Below are 19,443 nucleotides of genomic sequence, written 5' to 3' on the forward strand. Positions count from 1 at the left end.
CCCGTCACGATGGAACTGTTATTGGTCTCTGGCCAGCACTGCCCGGCTTTACCCTAATTTTAAAAAACAGCTGTGGGAGCGTTCCATGTCTTTATCTTTGCGTACCTGTGTCCCGTTTACCCTGGCCCTGTTGTGCAACAGCGTGTTCGCCGCGCCTCAGGATCTGACCGTCATATCGTTTGGCGGCGTCACCAAGCAGGCTCAGGACAAAGCCTACTTCCAACCCTTCAACGCCAGCGGCGCCGGGCGCATCGTCGCCGGTGAATACAATGGCGAGTTGTCGAAAATCAAGGCGATGGTCGATGTCGGTCACACCAGTTGGGACGTGGTCGAGGTCGAAAGCCCGGAGCTGCTGCGCGGTTGTGATGCCGGTTTGTTCGAGAAACTCGACCCGGCCAGTTTTGGCGACCAGAGCCAGTTCGTGCCGGGGACGTTTACCGAGTGCGGCGTGGCCACTTACGTCTGGTCGATGGTCATGGCGTTTGACCAGAACAAGCTGACCAAGACCCCATCCTCATGGGCGGATTTCTGGAACGTCAACGACTTCCCAGGCAAGCGCGGCCTGCGCAAAGGCGCCAAGTACACCCTGGAAATTGCACTCCTGGCCGATGGCGTCGCGCCGGATCAACTCTACAAAGTGCTGAACACCCCAGAGGGTGTGAGCCGCGCGTTTGCCAAGCTCGACAAGATCAAGTCGAACATCCAGTGGTGGGAGGCCGGCGCGCAACCGGCGCAGTGGCTGATTGCCGGTGACGTGGTGATGAGCGCCGCCTACAACGGCCGGATCGCCTCGGCACAGAAAGAGGGCATGAACCTGAGCATCGTCTGGCCGCAAAGCCTCTACGACCCGGAATACTGGGCCGTGGTCAAAGGCACGCCGAACAAGGCCCTGGCCGAGCGCTTCATCGCATTCGCCAGCCAGCCGCAGACCCAGAAAGTGTTCTCGGAAAACATCCCTTACGGCCCGGTTCACCGCCAGGCGCTGGCACTCTTGCCGCCGCAAGTGCAGCAGCAACTGCCGACCGCCGACGCCAACATGGCCAAGGCCCGAGCGGTGGATGCGGAGTTCTGGGTGGATCATGGCGAGGAGCTGGAAGAACGCTTTAATGCGTGGGCGGCTCGTTAAGCAAACACTGAAAAACCTGTGGCGAGAGGGCTTTTGTGGCGAGGGAGCTTGCTCCCGCTGGAGTGCGCAGCAGTCCCTTCTTTGGGGGCCGCTTCGCAGCCCAGCGGGAGCAAGCTCCCTCGCCACAGGTCGGTGTTATGCCTTGGGCGCCACCAACCGCAACGCACTCGCCACACTCCCCACCGCCGCAAAGCCCGCACCAATGCTCAGCGCCAGCACCGGGCCGTGGGTGCCCGACATGCCGAAGCTCAACGCCACCAATGCAGCGCCGGTCGCCTGGCCGATCAGCCGGGCCATGGCGATGGTGCCGCTGGCGCCGCTGCTGCGTTCGCGTGGGGCGCTGGTCATCAGGGCTTTCTGGTTCGGGGCCTGGAAGAAGCCGAACCCAATCCCGCAGATGATCATGCGAATCACGATCCCGGTGGCACTGAGATCTGCCGGCATGATCGCCAGGGACACCATCCCCGCGCTGAGAATCGCAAGGCCGATACCGCCAAGCAGGCCCGGCGGATAGGTATCGGACAAACGCCCGGCCATCGGTGCGATCAGCGCCACGACGATGGACCATGGGGTCATCAGGAAACCGGTCTGGATCGGATCGCGGCCCAGGGTGGTTTCGAAGAAGAAGGGCAGCGAGACGAACGCCAACCCTTGAGTCGCGAAGGAGCAGAACGCAGTCAGCGTCGACAGGGCAAACATCGGGCGCTTGAGCAAATCCAGAGGAAACATCGGTGCCGGATGCCCGGCTTCACGGCGCAACATCAGCGCTCCGGCGATCAGGAACACCGCCAGGGCGATCACCACACTACTCATCGAGCCCAGTTGCGCGGCCTGACTCAGCGCGAAAATCAACGCACCGAAAGTGATGACGTTGAGCACAGCGGTCAGCCGGTCAAACACGACGGCTTTGGGCTGGCTGGTCGGCAAGGAGCTCCAGGCGAAGCTCAGGGCAAACAACCCAAGGGGCAGGTTGATCGCAAACAGCCAGGGCCAATTGGCCACCGACAGCACCAGCGAGGCGATGGTCGGGCCGGCGGCGAAGCAGGTGCCGACCACCAGCGCGTTCAGCCCCAGGCCACGGCCCATACGTTCCGGCGGGAAGATCAAACCGATCAGTGCGGCGTTCACGCTCATGATCGCACTGGCCCCGACGCCCTGGAGCACGCGCGCCACGGTCAGGGTCGGCAGCGACCACGCGAGCGCGCACAACCCCGACGCCACCACGAACAGGATGATGCCGCTGAGGAACACTTTGCGGTGCCCGATGATACCGCCCAGCGCGGCGAACGGCAGCAGCGTGGCCACGGCCGCCAGTTGGTAGGCGTTGATAATCCACACCGAGGCGGCGGGGGAGGCGTTGAGGTCTGCGGCAATAGTCGGGAGCGCGGTGTTGGCGATGGCGGTGTCGAGTACCGCCAGGGCAATCGACACCAGAATCGCCACCAGCCCGCGCAGTTCACGGGGGGTGAGTTTGCCGGGTGCGGCGGTCGGGAGCTGCGAGGCGGGCTGAGTCATGCGTTGCGACCGCCCAAGGCAAGGAGTGAAAGACGGATCATGCTGATTCCCCGTGTGCAGGCGTTGCGCAAGGGCCTCACTCTACCTAAATCCGTGGACGGTTCGCGAGCCTGACTTACTTCGCGCCGAACAGCATCGTCCAGTACACGCCCTCGTCGCTGCGTGCATCGGTGGCGAAGGCTGCGCCGACCTGGGTGAACATCGGGTTCATCAGGTTGGCGCAGTGCCCGGGGCTGGCGAGCCATCCGGCCATCGCCTTGCTCGGTGAACTCTGGCCAGCGGCGATGTTTTCGCCGATCTGCCGACCACGGAAACCCGCCGCCCTGGCGCGGTCCGCCGGCATTTCACCGTCGGGGTCCTGATGCGCAAAGTAGTTGCCGTAGGCCATGTCCTTGCTGTGACCTTGCGCGGCGGCGCCCAACGCGGCGTTCCAGCTCAATGGCCGGGCGGCGGCGAAGCGTCGGCCGCCACACATCCGCGACTTTGCCCGTGCTGCGTTGACTTCGGCCAGCAACGTTTTGTTGGCTGATCGGGTGTCGCTGACCTGATTGTCGAGCACCGGCCGCGCCAGCACGATTTGCCATTCGCTGCGGGCGCGACTGATGCCGATGTCGGCGTACTGCGCATCGAGCAGCGCGCCGCAGTAGTTGTCCTGCAACTCATCGAAGGCGTCCTCGGCATCCCGCGCGCCGACCAGGCGGATCGTGCGCACGGTCACCGCTTGATAACCGTTCTGCTTCAAACCCTCGCGCAAGGCCCCGCCATAACCGAGCGGCAGCGCCAGATTCGACTTCAGCACCAAGGGTTTCAAGCCCTGAACCGGGCGTATCGAACAGCCCCGAGGGTGGGCGCGGTAATTGTTGATCTCCGACACCAGCTGCCGTTCCTCGCTGGCGTGGGCGGGCGTGGCGAACAGGGGGAATAACGGGAAAAAACAGAGCGAAACAACGCGAAAAGACAAGGCGATCTGGCGCATGAGGCGAACGGCTCTGATGAGATGAAGACGGTACTGACGACCATGGGGCCGAGGGAGCGCTAGTCGTTTGGGCGGACGAGCGCATTTCAGGGCAGGTCTAAGACTGCGGGTTTTAAATCTGGTTCATGGGAGGGGAAGGCAAATTTTGGGTGGGGGGTATCCGCAATTATTTACCCATCGCCGATCCCCTGTGGGAGCGGGCTTGCTCGCGAAGGCGGAGTGACAGGCAACAAAAGTGTTGAATGTGATGGCCCCTTCGCGGGCAAGCCTCGCTCCTACAGTTGATCGGGGTCGATCAGGAATGTTGTGCCTGCCGCAGATCCCCTGTGGGAGCGGGCTTGCTCGCGAAGGCGGGGTGTCAGTCGACATTCATTTTGAATGTGCCGGCCTCTTCGCGAGCAAGCCCGCTCCCACAGGGGATCTGCGTTGGGTACAAAGTTGGCAATTCCCACAGATCCCACAGGGTTCAGCGGGGTTTATTTGCTCGCGGGCAACCGCAGTTCTGCGCACAAGCCGCCGCCTTCGCGGTTGCTCAGGGTCAGCGAGCCGCCAATCGCCAGGGCCAGTTGCTGGGCGATGGCCAAGCCCAGGCCGGTGCCGCCGGTGCTGCGGTTGCGTGAGTTTTCCACGCGGTAGAACGGCTCCATCACTTGCGCAAGTTCGTCCTCGGCAATCCCCGGTCCACGGTCCATGACTTTCACCGACAAGCTGCCGTCGGCCTTTTTTTCCACCTGCAACTCGGCAGCCCCGGCGAATTTCAGGGCGTTGTCCGTGAGGTTCACCAGCACCCGGCGCAACGCGTGGGGGCGGGTGTCGATGACGGCGGCGGTCTTGCCACTCAGTTGCACGTCTTTGCCCATGTCCTGATAGTCGAACACCAGGCTGTCGAGAAACGAATCCACATCTGTGCGCCGGCTCTCTTCGGTCGCGCCATGCACGCTGCGGGCATACGCCACGCCTTCGCGTACCAAGTGTTCCATCTCGCCGAGGTCATTCCACAGTTTGTCTTTCTCGCTGGAATCGTCCATGAATTCCGCCCGCAGTTTCATGCGGGTGATCGGGGTTTGCAGGTCATGGGAAATCGCCGCCAGCAGTTGCATGCGCTCCTTGAGATACGCCGCGATCCGCGCCTGCATGGCGTTGAACGCCATGGCGGCATGGGCGACTTCGGTCGGGCCTTTTTCGTCCAGCAGCACCGCGTGGGTGTTGGGGTCGAGGGTTTCCACGGCCACGGCGAGGCGGGTGAGGGGGCGGATGGCGATGCGCACGGCCAGCCAGGTGCAGGCGAGCATCAGCGCCAATTGGCCCAACAATACAATCGGCAACCACGGCGACAACGGCACCATCGCCGGTCGCACATCGATGGTCACCGGGCTGCCATCCGCCAGTTTCAGGTGCACCTGAAAGTGTTTCTGCTGCCCCGGGATATCGGTCACGGTCATCGGATAATCCATACCGATGGCGTCTTTGATCGAGGTCACGGCGATCGGCGTATCGCGCATGGCCGTACCCGGTGAACCTTCGTCCAGCAGATAGCGATAATTGCGTCGTTCCAGCTGTTTCAGCCAACCCGCACGCTCTTCCGCCGGCAAGCGGTCAAGAATGGCAATCGACGTCGAGACATCGGTTTCCAGATTGCCGAGCATGGTGTTTTTCGAACTTTCGTAACGCTCGTAGTACTGAGCGCCAAAGGACAATGCCTGGGCGAGGATCAGGCCAACCAGAAAGATCAGCGACAGCCGTGACGCCAGGGTGCGCGGCCAACGCATCGAGAGGTTCATGACGACGCCCCGATCACTTCCACCGGCAGGGAAAACACATAACCTTCGCTGCGCACGGTCTTGATATAGGCTGGCTCGCGGGCATCGTCGAGCAAGCGTTGGCGCAAGCGGCTCACCAGCAAATCGATGGAACGGTCGAACAGATCGGCATCGCGGCCCTGGGTCAGGTTCAGCAACTGATCGCGGTTGAGCACCCGTTGCGGATGATCGAGAAACACCCGCAGCAAGCGGTATTCCGCGCCGCTGAGGGCGACCATGGTGCCGTCGCTGTCGAGCAGGTGCCGGGCCGAAGTGTCCAGGCGCCAGCGACCGAAGGCCAGCAGACGACCACTTTCGGTGACCACCAGGTTCGGCGGCAGCATGCGGGTACGGCGCAGCACGGCGTTGATCCGCGCCAGCAATTCACGGGCGGCGAACGGCTTGACCAGGTAATCGTCGGCACCCATTTCCAGGCCGATGATGCGGTCGGTTTCGTCGTTGCGTGCGGTGAGCATCAGCACTGGCGTGGCTTTGTGTTTACCGGCACGCAACTCGCGGCAAAGCATCAGCCCATCGTCGCCGGGCATCATGATGTCGAGCACGATCAGGTCCACCGGCGTCGACTCCAGGAACGAGCGCATCTGCCGCCCATCCGCCACGACCGTGGTGCGCAGGCCATTCTTCTTCAAGTAGTTGCCTACCAGCTCTCGAATCTCGCGGTCATCGTCCACGATGAGAATGTGATCGACGTGTTCCATGGGGCCAAGCCTCTATCAATAGGGAATGTTGCGCAGTCTATCGAGCCTTTGCCCGTTCGCCTGCCGCCCTTTGTATTTCAGTGTATCTGGCGTATCGACGGATACACGCAGACGCAAAAACGTGAAATTTCCGGGGATTTGTATCGCTGTGTATCGGGCGGCGGCTTTGATACGTAACGATTTACTCAGGCCTTTTCCCGACACAGACGGGATACCTCCCGAGCTTCTAATGGGTTCCATCGAGGCAAACCAACCCGCCTCGGCCCAACCAATCATTGAAGCCTTGAGGGAACCATCATGAACACCAAAGCCGTCTACGCCGCTTGCCTGTTTGCCGCCCTGAATATCTGCACGTTGTCGGCCCGTGCCGAAGCCGATGTCACCCCGAAAACCTACACCTACGGCACGCATTTGGACATCCAGAAAGTCGTGTCGCTGAAAGAGGACACCGGTCCTTCCTGCGGGATTGTGAATGCCCGGCTGACTTACCTGGACTCCCAGGGCAAAACCCAGGCCCTGGACTACAGCAAGTTCTCCGATGACTGCCACGAAGGCAACTGAGCCTTTATCCCAATCCCCATTTGAAACAGGAAGAACACCATGATCAACGTGACTCGCTATTTGACCGCCATTGCCTTCTCCGTTGCCGGCGCCGCTGCGCATGCCAATGCGGCGGTTGAACAGGATAGCTGTGGCAGTGCCACGTGCTTCCAACTGACGCCGGTGGCGCACAAGGACAGCAACGCTTTCCTGGCCGAGGATGGTTCCAGCCGCACGCCGCAGGGGCAGATGGTGGCGGAGAGCGGCACTGACCGGACGCCACAAGGGCAGTTGCTGGATAACCAGACGGCTTGATGCCGGGCCGCGATTCCGTGAACACACCCATATCCCCTGTGGGAGCGGGCTTGCTCGCGAAGACGGCGGCACATTCAACATCGATGTGTCAGACACACCGCTTTCGCGAGCAAGCCCGCTCCCACAGGGGATGTGTGGTGGCCGCCCAATCCAATTTTTCCAAGGTGATCCCATGTTCCTCATCGCATTCCTCGGCGGCATTTTGACCGTCCTCAGCCCCTGCATCCTCCCGGTCGTGCCGTTCCTGTTCGCCGGTGTCGAGCGCACCCGCTCTTCGATCCTGCTCACCCTCGGCGGCATGGTCCTGACCTTCGCCCTGATCTCCAGCCTGGCCGTGGTCAGCAGCGAGTGGGTGGTCCAGGCCAACAACACTGGTCGGCATGTGGCGCTGATCGTCATGGTGCTGTTTGCCCTGTCGCTGATCTCCGCCCGAGTCGGCGGTTGGCTGGCGCGTCCATTCGTGCTGCTGGGCAATCGCCTCGACCCCAACACCCGTAAAATGTCCGGCCCGTTGAGTTCGCTGATGATCGGCGTCGCGACCGGGCTGCTCTGGGCCCCGTGCGCCGGGCCGATCCTCGGCGTGATCCTCACCGGCGCCATGCTGCAAGGCGCCAACGCGCAAACCAGCCTGCTGCTGGTGGCCTATGGTTTGGGCAGCGCGTTGTCCCTGGGCACCTTGATCTTCGCCGGTCGCGGCTTGGTCAATCGCCTGAAAGCATCGATCCCGGTCACCGGTTGGCTGCGTCGGTTTGCTGGTGTGGCAGTGCTGGGCGCCGCTGCGGTGATTTCCACCGGCGCCGACAAAACACTGTTGGCCGGCACCTCGTCGGAAGGCGTCAGCAGCCTCGAGAAAGGTGTGTTGGAAACCGTGCCGAAAGTGGTCGATTACTTCGTCAGCAAGGTCAAGGCCGACACTTCCATGGACAACGCCCAAGGCCCGATGCCTTCGCTCAACGGCGCCGTCGAATGGCTGAACTCGACGGCCCTGACCAACGAGTCCCTGAAAGGCAAAGTGGTGCTGGTGGATTTCTGGACCTACGACTGCATCAACTGCCAGCACACCTTGCCGTACGTGAAGGACTGGGCGAAGAAATACGAGAAGGACGGCTTGGTGGTGATCGGCGTCCACACCCCTGAATACGGCTTCGAACGCATCATCGACAACGTCAAGGATCAGGTGAAAAAACTCGGCATCACTTACCCGGTGGCCATCGATAACAACTACGCGATCTGGCGCAACTTCGACAACCAGTACTGGCCAGCGCACTACCTGATCGACGCCAAGGGGCAGGTGCGTTACACCCACTTTGGTGAAGGTCGCTACGACACCCAGGAACAGATGATCCAGCAGTTGCTGCAAGAGGCCAAAGCTCCCGCGGCCTGACCCTTCGACATCAATGGCTCACAGGTCTCGCACCATGAGCCATTGTTCTTTGTCCCACGCCCGAAAACCTTCCAGCAGCGTCCAGCCACGCTTGGCGTAGTAGTCGCGCTTGCCCTGGGTATGCAGGTAGATTCGCGCCACACCATTGGCTTTGGCGTGATCGCAAATCCCCTCGATCAACTGTTCCGCCAGGCCCTTGCCCCGCGCTTCGGGGCTGACGAATACACAGGCCAGCCAAGGACCGAGGTCCGGTCGGTGCGCCAGATCAGCCCTGGCGAGTGCCGCGCCGCCCAACAAGTGATCGCCATCCAGCGCAATCAGGCATTTCCAGTCGTCATTGGTTTGGCCGGCCGCGAACTCCCGTTGCCAGTCGGCCAGCGGTTGCTCGGCGTATTCGTAATGGAATTGCCGATGAATCCACGCGGCGAAGGTGTCGCTGTGCTGCGGGTGATGGGCGAGCCAGTCCAGGCGGGGCATGTCCGATTCCTTCAACGTTGGGCGGACATAAAAGCCGATTTCAGGGCGCGCAGGCAATCCCCGATTTGCTTCCCGTGGCGGCTTGCCCGCGTCGCCACGCCGCTGGCGGTGCACCGAACTCGCGGCGAAACGCGCGGCTGAACGCGGTATCGGTTTGGTAACCGACTTCCTCGGCAATCCGCGCCAATGAAGTGTTGCTGCGGCGTAACAGGTTGGCTGCCAGCAACATCCGCCATTGGGTCAGGTACTGCATCGGCGAGCTGCCGACCAATTGCTGGAAGCGCTCGGCCAATACCGACCTTGAGGTGCTGGCGGTGCGTGCCAGTTCTTCCAGGGTCCAGCAATGACTGGGCTTGGTGTGCAGCGCATTCAGCGCGGCGCCGACAATCCGGTCGCTGACGCCTGCCAGCCAACCGGTGCGACCTTCGCCGTGTTCGTTCATGTACAGGCGCAGCACTTCGATGAACAGCACCTCGGCCAGTTTCGCCAGTACGCCTTCGCCGCCCGGCCTTGGCGAGCGCGCCTCGGCCAGTGCGTAACGCACCGAAGATTCCAGCCACATACCGGTATTCGAGCCGCGCACATTGACCCGGATCACTGGCGGCAACCCGGTCAGCATCATTCCCGCCAGCCGCGTATCGCACGCCAGATAACCGCACACCAGCCGCGTGACGGCTCCGCCACCGCCATAACTCAGCTGTCGTGGACGCCGCGCCAGCACCGCGTCAAGACGTGCGCCAGTGGCGGGTTTAAGTCCGGGTTCAGAGCACATGCGATGCGCATCGCCCTGGGGGAATACCACCACATCACCGGCATTCAGCAGCAGCGGCGGATCATCACCGAGTTCGACGTAACACTCGCCTTCGGTGACCAGGTGAAAGATCACCACCCGCTCGGCGCCCGGTTCCAGAAACGGCGCGGCCGAGTCGGCGCTGGGAGACTGATAACACCAGGGCGCGGTGAACCTAGCATTGATGAAAATCGCGCCGATCAGGCGCACCACACGCAGGGTTTGGGAGAGGGCGTCCATGGTGATTGCTCATTTTGGGCGAGTCGCTTGATTGTGAGCCGGTTGTCGCGCGGCGTGAAACCTCCGGACGATCGGACAGTGTTGGCCGACGATCGGGCAGGACGCAGGCCCGCGCTGGCGCGATAGTTGAAGCACAGGGTCACTGCCGGCCTTGTACTGATAAGAAGAAGAGAGGTTGCCATGCCGAAGTTCGTCATAGAGCGAGAAATCCCAGGCGCCGGAGCACTGTCGGATCGGGATCTGAAAGCCATTTCGCAAAAGTCCTGCCGGGTATTGCGCGAGTTGGGCCCCGAGGTGCAATGGCTGCAGAGTTACGTCACCGGCGACAAGATCTACTGCGTGTACATCGCGCCGAACGAAGAGCTCATCCGGGAACATGCCAGGCAGGGCGGTTTCCCGGCGAACAGCGTGTCGCAGGTCAGAGGCATCATAGATCCCACCACGGCGGAAGAGTCGTCCGTCAGAGCCTGATTTCTGTTCAAACCCGCGAGGGAGCCACACCTCATGAGTACACCCATTGATCTTACTGCCCTGAAAAACCGTCAGATGGTCGCTTGGGCCAGTGGCGACTACGCCGTGATCGGCACCACGTTGCAGATCGTCGGCGAGCAACTGGCCGAAGCCTGCGACCTGCGCTGCGACGAACTGGTGCTGGACGTCGCCGCCGGCAATGGCAATGTCACGCTCGCCGCTGCCCGTCGCGGCTGCAAAGTCACTTCCACCGACTATGTGGCAGCGTTGCTCGAACGCGGCGAAGACCGCGCCCGGGCCGAGCGGCTGGAGGTGATTTTCCAGGTGGCCGACGCCGAAGCGTTGCCATTTGACGATGCCAGTTACGACGCCGTGCTCTCGACCTTCGGCGTGATGTTCGCGCCGGATCAGGCCAAGGCCGCTGCGGAACTGGCGCGGGTGGTCCGCCCCGGTGGCCGCATCGGACTTGCCAACTGGACGCCGGAAGGCTTTGTCGGCCAGATGTTCAAGACCCTCGGCCAACACCTGCCGCCACCACCCGGGGCACAACCGCCGTCGAACTGGGGCAATGAAGCCTGGTTGCACACGCACTTCGACGAACACGACTTCCAGACCCAGGTCACGCGCCGCACCTTCAACTTCCGCTACCGCTCGGCCGCGCACTTCATCGACACCTTCCGCAGCTGGTACGGGCCGGTGCACAAAGCCTTCGCGGCACTGCCGGCGGACGGAGCCGCAGCACTGGAAAAAGACTTCACCGCGCTGCTGAACAGGACGAACCGGGCAGGGGAAGGATCGCTGGTGGTACCGAGCGAGTACCTGGAAGTGGTCATCACCCGGCGTTGAAGACTGGCAACACCAATCCCCTGTGGGAGCGGGCTTGCTCGCGAAGGCGGTGGATCAGTCGATATTGATGTTGGCTGACACGCCGCCATCGCGAGCAAGCCCGCTCCCACAGTTGTCCGGGGCCAGTTGCGGATTTTTGTGTAATCCACCAATCCCCTGTGGGAGCGGGCTTGCTCGCGATGGCGGACTTTCAGGCGCTGGGGATGTTGACTTTCACCTTCTTCCCCATGCTGATTCGTGGCTCCACTCCATAACCCAGCGACTCATAAAAACTCTTCACTTGCTCATTGGTGCTGACAATCTGCAGATTGATCTTCATGCACCCGCGAGCCGTCAATGCCTGCTCGGCATGGCGAACCAGCCTGGCGCCCAAGCCTTGTCGGCGCTGCACCGGATGCACCGCCACCGAATACAGCCAGCCACGATGGCCGTCGTATCCCGCCATCACCGTGCCCACGACCACTTCGCCGTCCAGCGCCACAAAAAACAACCCATCAGCGACAGCCAGTTTCTTGTCGATCACCAGGCTTGAGGTGTTGTGCGCGGTCTCGTAGCCGAACGCGGTTTCCCAGAGTTCGATGACAGCGGCGCGATGATGCTCGTGGTTGTAATCAACGATCGGGAACATGACGAATCCTTTCACTGTGAGGGGGCCGACACTATCGGCATGGGCTGTGTTCTGTCCATTCGACCACTCGGCGAAATAAATCTGGCTCAACACAGCTACATACCGGATGAACTGCTTTAATCGAAGTTCTGAAAAATCAGGACGCACCCGCAATGGACGCTTCAACCGCAACAACGCTGCAGAACCTGCTTGCCCGCCGACGCAGCGTTCGGCGCTACACCGACGAAGCGGTCCCATTGAGCACCTTGCTTAACATCCTGTCTGCCGGACAGGGCCGCACCTCTGCAGAGGGAAAACGTGCCGCGCCCTCGGCCCATGCTCTGTATCCGCTAACGCTGGGCGTCATTGTTCGTCGGGTTGAAGGTTTGCAACCGGGCTTCTACGCATTCGACCCCGAGTCGGCACAGCTCAAGCTGTCGGGTCCGGACCTTGAGGCCGGAGTCCTGAACGAGGCCGCACTGGGCGACGAAACCTGGCTGGAGGACGCCGCCGTCGTGGTGGCGATTATCGGCAACCGGGAATTGGCGCTCCAGCATTTTGCTGAACAACAAACCGATGGACTGCGGGGCGCGCGCTATATCGATTTTGAAGCGGGCGCGGTCGCGCAAAACATGTACCTGGCGGTGACGGCCGAGGGACTGGGGTCGGTGGTGGTGATGGGTTTCGACGATGCCGCGATGAAAAGCGCGCTGAAACTGGGTGAATCCAGTCACCCGGTGGCGCTTTTTTGCGTGGGTCGGTCGGCAGACTGATCCGCTCCCGGAGTTGTTCTGCGGTGTACTTCTAAATTCAGTCCGGGCTCAAACGCTGCGCCATGATGATCGTGCGTTCGACACCGTGGAACTCATCGCGGATTTTTTGAAAACCCAACTTCAGGTAAAAACCTTCTGCGGTGATGGAGGAGGGGACGCGCAGGATTTTGATGTTGGCGTCGCGGGCGACGGATTGCAGGGTTGTCATCAACTGTCGGCCGATTCCGCTTCCTTGATGATCGGGGGCGACGAACACGCTGCGAATGATGTCGTGATCGAGGCTGGCGGTGGCCACAACTTGATGGTCAAGGGTCGCCACGAATACTTGGCGTTGGCTCAGCAAGAGAAGGATGGATTCGGTAGAGAAGCTTGTTTCTACCTGAGCAATGATCTCGGCCGAATAGTCTTGGGCGTTGGATTGGCGCAGGGACTGGATGATGACCTGGCTGATGGCGGCTGCGTCTTGCGGGTTGGCGAGTCGGATCTCATTGTTCATTTGGCTACATTCCTTTGTGGCGAATCTCCCGGTCTGGCGCAATCAAATGTGGGAGCGGGCTTGCTCGCGAAAGCGGTGGTTCAGTCGAGCCTGATGTTGGCTGACACACCGTCTTCGCGAGCAAGCCCGCTCCCACAGGGGAATTGCGGTGTTCGGAGGGGAGTTAGATTATCTCGGCGCCCCGCGCTTGCAGCAATTCACGCAAAACCGAGCGGTGACAATGCGCCTCATCCTCGCAGTAACACCCCACCGCCAGCGACGTTTGATGGGACAACGCCGCCAACAAATCCAACAAATGGCTTGGCGCAGGGTGATTCATTTCAGCCTTGAATTTGCGCTTGAAAGCGTCCCACGCCTTGGCATCTTCAGCTGCTTTCGCCTCGGCGACCAGTTCCGGGCTGGGGGACAGCAGCGGCTGCCAGACATCATAAAAATCACGGCTGGCGAACTCGGCTTTCGGTACGCCCCGAGGCGGGCGGCGCACCGTGCCCAGGCGCAGGCCTTCGTCGGGCCCACGCGGTGAGCCCAGCCGCACGATGTGGATGGCCATGCCGGTTTACTTGTGTCGCGAGCCGTCAAACCATTCCATCGCGGTACGCCAGATGCAGATGCCCAGGAAGTAGGCGGACATCAGCAACCAAAGCCCCATCACCATCGGGTTGATCACCGGGTGGTTGACCACCAGCGACAAGCTGCACAGCAGCCAGATGGCGGTCACGGCGATGTTGATCGGCATGAATTTGCGCACGCGGAACGGATGCAGGAATTTCATCCGGGTCACGGTCAGCAGGGCCAGGCCAATCACGGTCAGCAGTGTGATCCACGGCGACGGACTAATGATGTACAGGCACAGCGCGACGACGTTCCAGGCAGCGGGGAAGCCCTGGAAGTAGTTGTCCTTGCTTTTCATGTTGACGTTGCAGAAGCAGAACAGCGACGAGACCAGGATCAGCGACACGGTCAGCAGCAGCGTGTAGTCCGGCAACGGGATGTAGCGGTAGATGAACAGCGCCGGGATGAACACGTAGGTCAGGTAATCGATGACCAGATCGAGGATCGAGCCGTCGAAACTCGGCAGCACCGATTGCACATTGACCTTGCGCGCCAGTGCACCGTCCAGGCCATCGACGATCAGGGCCACGCCCAGCCACAGCAAGCAATGAGTGGCCTGATTCTCCAGCAGCGCGAGGGTGGCCAGGAAGGCAGTGACCACGCCAGTGGCAGTAAAACCATGGGCGCCCCATGCTTTGAGCCTGGCGATGTGTAGGGTCGATATCACGGGAGGGTTCTCCAAAATGTGAAGCAGGCCAGTCAGCACCCTTCTATTGGGGGCGTCGGCAAACCGGGTCGGGTTGCAGGTATCGACCGGGAAACCGGGGTTAAGGTTCACCATCTATGAATCTTAGCTGTCCCGTAAGAAATTACTTCGGAGAAATTTGCATGGCTCCCAGCCAGTAATGGTCGCAAATCATGGTGGCACTTGTGGCGAGGGAGCTTGCTCCCGCTTGAGTGCGCAGCACTCACAAAATCTCTGCCTGTTCGCAGAAACTTTGGGGCCGCTTCGCAGCCCGGCGGGAGCAAGCTCCCTCGCCACAGGATTGATGTCAGTCCTTTGATCATGGGCGGTTCAGCGAGGGAAGAACACTCGCAGCCGATGCTCATCGGGGTCAAGCGCGACGAACGTGCGACCAAAATCCAGCTCGGTGGGCGTTTGCAGGATGCTCAAGCCCAGGCTCGACCATTGGCTGAACAGCGCGTCGATCTCTTCAGCGGACTCCACCGGAAACGCGAGCTCCATGCCGCCGCCGGTCATCCCTACCGCCGGTTCAGCGGTGTGTCGCGACCAGAGGCCCAGTTTATAGCCGTCTTCCAGTACAAACAGCGCGAACGTCGGGGATTCTTCCACGGGTTTCAGTCCCAGCAGAAATTCATAGAACCGGGCGCTGACGGCGGGATTTTCGACGAAAAGCAACAGATAGCGAGGCGTGATCATGGGACTGCTCCGTGGTAAGTCGGTGCAGCATAAAAGCTGGCACTGTCAGTTTCTGTCAGGAGCGTGTTGCAGCCGTTCACGTCAGCCAAACGGTGCTGGCGCAATTGCCGGCGGGGACTATTGTTGCCTGACTGCGTCAAGCTTATTGAACAGCGTCTATTGATGAGGACGTCCACATGAACACTAGCGATTTGCTCGAACAACTTCTGCGGGCCGGCCAGGGCTCGATGACGCAACAGGGCGGCGGCGCTTCGCCATCGCAGGGAGGCTTGGGCGGTCTCGGAGGATTGCTCGGTGGCCTGTTGGGCGGTGGCGCTGGGTCTGGCGCGGGAGGTGGCGGGTTGGGTGTTTTGCTCGGTGGCTTGCTGGGCGGCGGCTCTGCGCTGGGCGGCTCGACCCGGACTCGATCTTCCGGCGGCACCAACTATGCGGCGCTGGCCTCCCTCGGGATGATGGCATTCCAAGCCTATCAAGCCTGGCAGCGCAACCAGGCCTCGGCCCCGCAACAAGCCCCTCGCACCGTGGATTTGCTGTCCGGCCCGGAAGTCGAAGACCACAGCCACGCGGTGCTGCGCGCCTTGATCGCCGCTGCCAAGGCTGACGGGCGGATCGATGACAGCGAGAAACAGATGATCAGCACCGAAATCGGCCGCCACACCGACGACCCGCAATTGCAGCAATGGCTCGACGAAGAAGTCGCCCGCCCGCTGGACCCCGCCGATGTGGCGAAATCCGCCACCGACCCGGCCATCGCTGCGGAAATGTACCTGGCCAGCGTGATGGTGGTGGACGATCAGCAAGACGCCGAGCGCAATTACCTGGATGAACTGGCGGCTGCGCTGAATATCGATCCGCAGTTACAGGTGCATCTGGAGCAGCAGGCGAAGGGTGGGGCGGTGTAGCGCTGGAATTGATGCATCGTTTGTACTGCCGCCTTCGCGAGCAAGCCCGCTCCCACAGTAGATCGGCGGTGGATGCGGATCTTGCGTACAACCTCAATCCCCTGTGGGAGCCGGGCTTGCCCGCGAAGAAGCCGGCACATTCAATATTGAAGTTGGCTGACACACCGCCTTCGCGTCTACGAGCACCCCGGTAGGAGCTGCCGAAGGCTGCGATCTTTTGATCTTGCTTTTGATCTGTTCGATGTAAAAGCCGCCGAAGATCAAAAGATCGCAGCCTTCGGCAGCTCCTTGTATCTCGACTATCGCTCCGTCAGGAGCGATAGTTCTCGACTGATCATCGAGGGAGGGACCTGGAAGCCGTGCAGCTCCTTAGGCTTTTTGCCTGTGACGTAGATTGTGCTCCAGCCCTCCACACTCACTCGTACAGTTCGAACGGTATCTTGGGCCCGTCTCTGGCGAGAGCCCGCATTCACAAGGTTGGACAGAGTGCAGTGATGATCGCAAGGGATCTAATTGGGGAGACGGTCATGTCCAGTTTCGTCGGCGTTGATGTTGCTAAAAACACCTTTGATATCGCTACACATCTGCCAAACGGCAAGCACAAAACCAAAGCCAAACTGGCTAACGACGCCAAGGGTTTCAACGAGTTTGAAGCCTGGTTGCAAAAGCAGGTCGAACCTTCAGCGCTAATCGTGATGGAAGCCACCAGTGTCTATCACCTGGAACTCGCTGAGTTTGTCTACAACAAGGGTTACCGGGTCTGTGTGGTCAATCCGGCCACGACCCATGCCTACGCCGGCAGCGAATTGCGCCGGATCAAAACCGATAAAAGCGACGCCAAGCTGATCGCTGACTTCGCCCGGGAAAAGGCTGAAAAGCTTCAGCTGTGGGCGCCGGAGCCTCTGAAGTATCGCCAGCTGAAAGCCTTGGTTCGCCGCCTGGATGACCTTCAGGAAATGGAACGAATGGAGCTCAATCGTCTGGAGGTGTCTGACGAAAAGGTCAAAGGCTCAATCAACTCCGTGCTGCGTCATATCGAAAAAGAGATCGCGCAAACGCACAAAGCGATCAAAAAACACATCGATGACGACCCGGATATGCGCGAGATGCGCGACTTGATCGTGACCATCGACGGTATCGGGCAGAAAACGCTTGAGCGGCTGCTGGCTGAGCTGGGCGACCTGCGCAAATATGACGATCCTCGCAAGTTGGTCGCTGCGGCAGGGTTGAACCCCAAGCTACAGGACTCGGGACTGCTCAAAGGCCGCACCGTGATCTCGAAAATCGGCTCAGCGCGCGTGCGGGCAGGCCTTTACATGCCTGGCCTGGTGGCGCTGCAGCATAACAAGGCGATCATGGCGATGAAGGATCGCTTGAAGGCCAACGGCAAGGCCCCCAAGCAGATCATCTGTGCAGCAATGCGCAAGCTGCTGCACTTCGTTTACGGCGTGCTCAAGTCGGGCCAGCCTTATGACCCGAAACTTGCGCTTGCCCGGTGAGGTTCAAGACGGTATCTACGGTGGAAGCGAGATCTACCGAATAAACGCCTGCAAATCCGCCGTCAATTTGCTGATCGCCGCTTTGAAGTCATTGGTAGTGATCTTCTCGCTCGAGTTCTTCAGCTGTTCGCCAAACACCTTGCGCACCACTTTGGCCATGATCTGGTTATTGCTGGCATCCACCAGTTCCGCTTCAAGGAACAGCGTAGTGTCCTGGCTGCGATGGCCGGACGCTGCGCTGACCCCGCCAACCACGGCCGCGACCGGCACCACTTCATACCATTGCATGCCCTCGTTGGACGCGGTGACACCAGTGATCGCCGCCCGCACGACCAATGTTTTCGAGCCCGCCGGAGCCTTTTTGGCGCTCGGCACGACGCGGTATTTCTGGCCGAGCACACCTTTGGCGCTGTTGGTCATGTAGGTCTGCAATTCTTCCAGTGTGCGCTGGTCGACCCGTTCGTTGGGCTTTGGCTTCGGATACAGTTCCAGCTTCATGAAGGCGACGGTGTCGTAGGCGTTGGGGTTCCACGACGGGCTGACCCAGCGCATGGCTTTCTCGCCACTGGGGGTGGTCACTTCCTGGAGGTTGTTGTAGTTGGGCAGGAAGCCGGAGTACTGCTCCCGCTCGGTGACTTTCGAAGTACAACCGCCCAGCAGCAGGCTGGCCAGTGCGGCGCCGATCAACACGTTTCGGGACAGTTTCATGGTGGTGGATGCTCCGTGGGGGTAATCGTTATTTTTTTGATAACGGTAGTTCAAAAACGCCGGAGCATAGGTGCGGACACTTACTGACAAGCGGTTTGCCAGGATGGACAGCATGATGGCCATTCAGTAGCATTTCGCGCCTCCCTTTGTGCCAAACACTTCAAGGACGATTCATGTCGATGTTTCCCTTCAACTTCACTCGCGCCGTCGCCATCGTAACGTTCGTGTCCGCGCTGCTCAGCGGCTGCAGCGTCAACGGCACTTATCCCGACGCCACTGAACCGGATGCAGCCAAACTGCGCTTTGTCGCCAACACAGAAAACGCCACCCTCGATTACTTTGACGGCGCCCACTGTGACGGGTTGACGACAGGCATCCTTAACAATCTGTTCTTGGGCGACACCTCTCGCCGGGCAGGTATGAGCTCTGCACCGCCCGCCGATGCCAGGGGTTATCTTGAAATCAAGCTCAAGCCTGAACAGGATGCCTACCTGCGCGTCAACACCCTGAGTACTTTTTCGGTGTGCGGTACAACGTTCAACCTCACCCCTGAGCGTAATGCGGAATACGAACTGACGTTCGACGCCAGACCGGGACAATGCCGCACATTGTTGCAGCGCGTCACGCGGGTTGATGGCAAGGACGTACGCACGCCTGTGCCGATCGAGCGCAAGGGGCTGCCCGCCTGTATAGGCCGCAGTCCATTATTTGTGAAATTGCCGGATCCGTTGCCTGACACGCCCCATCGCGTAACCCTGATCAACCAAATCATCGACGACTCAACGAACCCGGCAATGAAGCCTGACCCGGCCAAGGACAACAGCGATCGCTCGACTCCCGAACAGCTCGACAAATTGCTTGCCGAGCGCCAAGGCAAACTCGGTTTTACCTTGCCGGATGATTATTGGGCACTGTATCGCCAGAACCTGATCGCCTTCGACGATGAAGCGGCCCAAAACAAAGCCCAGACCTTCAAGCGTTACACCGACGAGTATCGCCTGCGCCTGCAACGCCTGGACGATCAGCAACTGGAAGCCTGGGCAAAGCCTGAAGACAAATCGGCCAAGCCCGTCAACAAAGCAGCATTTGAGCAATACAAAGCGATGACGCTGTTCTACTTTGAGGCCCAGAAAAATGTGCTGGTAGAGACCATCAACCACCACCTTGACCGGATGGCGCAGATGGATCGGCAGTACAAGGTGTGTGAGCGTTATTCGGAGTGCTGGAAGCGTTGATGCCCAGAGCGGCGAGCCAGGCTCGCCGCTTC

At 60.6% G+C, this 19,443-nt stretch carries 21 protein-coding genes and 1 pseudogene; 10 read left to right on the forward strand and 12 right to left on the reverse strand.

Annotated features, from left to right (window positions below; translation table 11 throughout):
- The first annotated feature begins 85 nt into the window (after positions 1–85).
- The gene (locus tag NK667_RS06965) at positions 86–1,126 is read left to right on the forward strand and encodes an ABC transporter substrate-binding protein (RefSeq protein ID WP_054614161.1); all 1,041 of its coding nucleotides are present in this window, start codon (positions 86–88) and stop codon (positions 1,124–1,126) included.
- Positions 1,127–1,261: 135 nt separating this feature from the next.
- On the opposite strand, the gene NK667_RS06970 is transcribed toward NK667_RS06965, so the two are convergent.
- From NK667_RS06970 to NK667_RS06985, 4 genes are all read right to left on the reverse strand, one after another.
- Positions 1,262–2,572, reverse strand: a complete 1,311-nt coding sequence (locus NK667_RS06970) for an MFS transporter (protein WP_236708618.1) — start codon at positions 2,570–2,572, stop codon at positions 1,262–1,264.
- 184 nt (positions 2,573–2,756) lie between these two features.
- Positions 2,757–3,617 carry a CAP domain-containing protein gene (locus NK667_RS06975; RefSeq protein WP_054614163.1) on the reverse strand — a complete coding sequence of 287 codons (861 nt, stop codon included), beginning with the start codon at positions 3,615–3,617 and terminating at the stop codon, positions 2,757–2,759.
- 476 nt (positions 3,618–4,093) lie between these two features.
- Positions 4,094–5,398 carry an ATP-binding protein gene (locus NK667_RS06980; RefSeq protein WP_054614164.1) on the reverse strand — a complete coding sequence of 435 codons (1,305 nt, stop codon included), beginning with the start codon at positions 5,396–5,398 and terminating at the stop codon, positions 4,094–4,096.
- Entirely contained in the window at positions 5,395–6,135 is a 741-nt protein-coding gene (locus NK667_RS06985; protein WP_054055184.1) for a response regulator, read from the reverse strand. The genes NK667_RS06980 and NK667_RS06985 overlap by 4 nt, the downstream gene beginning before the upstream one ends.
- A 297-nt stretch (positions 6,136–6,432) precedes the next feature.
- Here NK667_RS06985 and NK667_RS06990 point away from each other — a divergent pair, with 297 nt between their 5' ends.
- From NK667_RS06990 to NK667_RS07000, 3 genes are all read left to right on the forward strand, one after another.
- Positions 6,433–6,696: a DUF2790 domain-containing protein gene (locus NK667_RS06990; RefSeq protein ID WP_054055186.1), complete on the forward strand. Its 264-nt coding sequence runs from the start codon at positions 6,433–6,435 to the stop codon at positions 6,694–6,696.
- Positions 6,697–6,735: 39 nt separating this feature from the next.
- Positions 6,736–6,990: a hypothetical protein gene (locus NK667_RS06995; RefSeq protein ID WP_054055188.1), complete on the forward strand. Its 255-nt coding sequence runs from the start codon at positions 6,736–6,738 to the stop codon at positions 6,988–6,990.
- 172 nt (positions 6,991–7,162) lie between these two features.
- Entirely contained in the window at positions 7,163–8,374 is a 1,212-nt protein-coding gene (locus NK667_RS07000) for a cytochrome c biogenesis protein DipZ (protein ID WP_054614165.1), read from the forward strand.
- An 18-nt stretch (positions 8,375–8,392) separates the two neighbouring features.
- Here the strand turns inward: NK667_RS07000 and NK667_RS07005 are convergent, their stop codons facing one another.
- Positions 8,393–8,851, reverse strand: coding sequence for a GNAT family N-acetyltransferase (locus NK667_RS07005; RefSeq protein ID WP_054614166.1), 459 nt, complete (start codon positions 8,849–8,851; stop codon positions 8,393–8,395).
- A 40-nt stretch (positions 8,852–8,891) separates the two neighbouring features.
- Positions 8,892–9,881 (reverse strand): AraC family transcriptional regulator, encoded by a 990-nt coding sequence (locus NK667_RS07010; protein WP_054614167.1) that lies wholly within the window; start codon positions 9,879–9,881, stop codon positions 8,892–8,894.
- Positions 9,882–10,061: 180 nt separating this feature from the next.
- On the opposite strand from NK667_RS07010, the gene NK667_RS07015 reads away from it, so the two are divergent.
- Positions 10,062–10,352: a DUF4242 domain-containing protein gene (locus tag NK667_RS07015; protein ID WP_054614168.1), complete on the forward strand. Its 291-nt coding sequence runs from the start codon at positions 10,062–10,064 to the stop codon at positions 10,350–10,352.
- 33 nt (positions 10,353–10,385) lie between these two features.
- Positions 10,386–11,198, forward strand: a complete 813-nt coding sequence (locus tag NK667_RS07020; RefSeq protein WP_054614169.1) for a class I SAM-dependent methyltransferase — start codon at positions 10,386–10,388, stop codon at positions 11,196–11,198.
- 190 nt (positions 11,199–11,388) lie between these two features.
- Here NK667_RS07020 and NK667_RS07030 read toward each other — a convergent pair.
- Positions 11,389–11,820: pseudogene (locus tag NK667_RS07030) on the reverse strand (GNAT family acetyltransferase); the annotation flags it as partial.
- A 158-nt stretch (positions 11,821–11,978) separates the two neighbouring features.
- On the opposite strand from NK667_RS07030, the gene NK667_RS07035 reads away from it, so the two are divergent.
- Complete coding sequence (locus NK667_RS07035) at positions 11,979–12,578, forward strand: SagB/ThcOx family dehydrogenase (RefSeq protein WP_054614171.1); 600 nt, start codon at positions 11,979–11,981, stop codon at positions 12,576–12,578.
- 37 nt (positions 12,579–12,615) lie between these two features.
- Here the strand turns inward: NK667_RS07035 and NK667_RS07040 are convergent, their stop codons facing one another.
- The 4 genes from NK667_RS07040 to NK667_RS07055 form a co-directional block, all read right to left on the reverse strand.
- Positions 12,616–13,074, reverse strand: a complete 459-nt coding sequence (locus NK667_RS07040; protein ID WP_054614172.1) for a GNAT family N-acetyltransferase — start codon at positions 13,072–13,074, stop codon at positions 12,616–12,618.
- A 163-nt stretch (positions 13,075–13,237) separates the two neighbouring features.
- Positions 13,238–13,624, reverse strand: coding sequence for a DUF488 domain-containing protein (locus tag NK667_RS07045; protein WP_054614173.1), 387 nt, complete (start codon positions 13,622–13,624; stop codon positions 13,238–13,240).
- Between the two features lie 6 nt (positions 13,625–13,630).
- Complete coding sequence (gene pcsA, locus NK667_RS07050; RefSeq protein ID WP_054055209.1) at positions 13,631–14,353, reverse strand: phosphatidylcholine synthase; 723 nt, start codon at positions 14,351–14,353, stop codon at positions 13,631–13,633.
- A 348-nt stretch (positions 14,354–14,701) separates the two neighbouring features.
- Positions 14,702–15,067 carry a VOC family protein gene (locus NK667_RS07055; RefSeq protein WP_054614174.1) on the reverse strand — a complete coding sequence of 122 codons (366 nt, stop codon included), beginning with the start codon at positions 15,065–15,067 and terminating at the stop codon, positions 14,702–14,704.
- Between the two features lie 176 nt (positions 15,068–15,243).
- Between NK667_RS07055 and NK667_RS07060 the strand changes: the two genes are divergently transcribed.
- Both NK667_RS07060 and NK667_RS07065 read left to right on the forward strand, forming a co-directional pair.
- Positions 15,244–15,969 (forward strand): tellurite resistance TerB family protein, encoded by a 726-nt coding sequence (locus NK667_RS07060; protein ID WP_054614175.1) that lies wholly within the window; start codon positions 15,244–15,246, stop codon positions 15,967–15,969.
- A gap of 527 nt (positions 15,970–16,496) precedes the next feature.
- Complete coding sequence (locus NK667_RS07065; RefSeq protein ID WP_054616597.1) at positions 16,497–17,468, forward strand: IS110 family RNA-guided transposase; 972 nt, start codon at positions 16,497–16,499, stop codon at positions 17,466–17,468.
- A gap of 33 nt (positions 17,469–17,501) precedes the next feature.
- Here NK667_RS07065 and NK667_RS07070 read toward each other — a convergent pair whose 3' ends face one another.
- Entirely contained in the window at positions 17,502–18,176 is a 675-nt protein-coding gene (locus NK667_RS07070; protein WP_054616214.1) for a DUF3313 domain-containing protein, read from the reverse strand.
- 173 nt (positions 18,177–18,349) lie between these two features.
- Between NK667_RS07070 and NK667_RS07075 the strand changes: the two genes are divergently transcribed.
- Positions 18,350–19,411, forward strand: a complete 1,062-nt coding sequence (locus NK667_RS07075) for a hypothetical protein (RefSeq protein WP_054614176.1) — start codon at positions 18,350–18,352, stop codon at positions 19,409–19,411.
- Positions 19,412–19,443 lie beyond the last annotated feature (32 nt).

It is taken from the genome of Pseudomonas nunensis, assembly GCF_024296925.1.
In the GTDB taxonomy this organism is placed as follows: Bacteria; Pseudomonadota; Gammaproteobacteria; order Pseudomonadales; family Pseudomonadaceae; genus Aquipseudomonas; species Aquipseudomonas nunensis.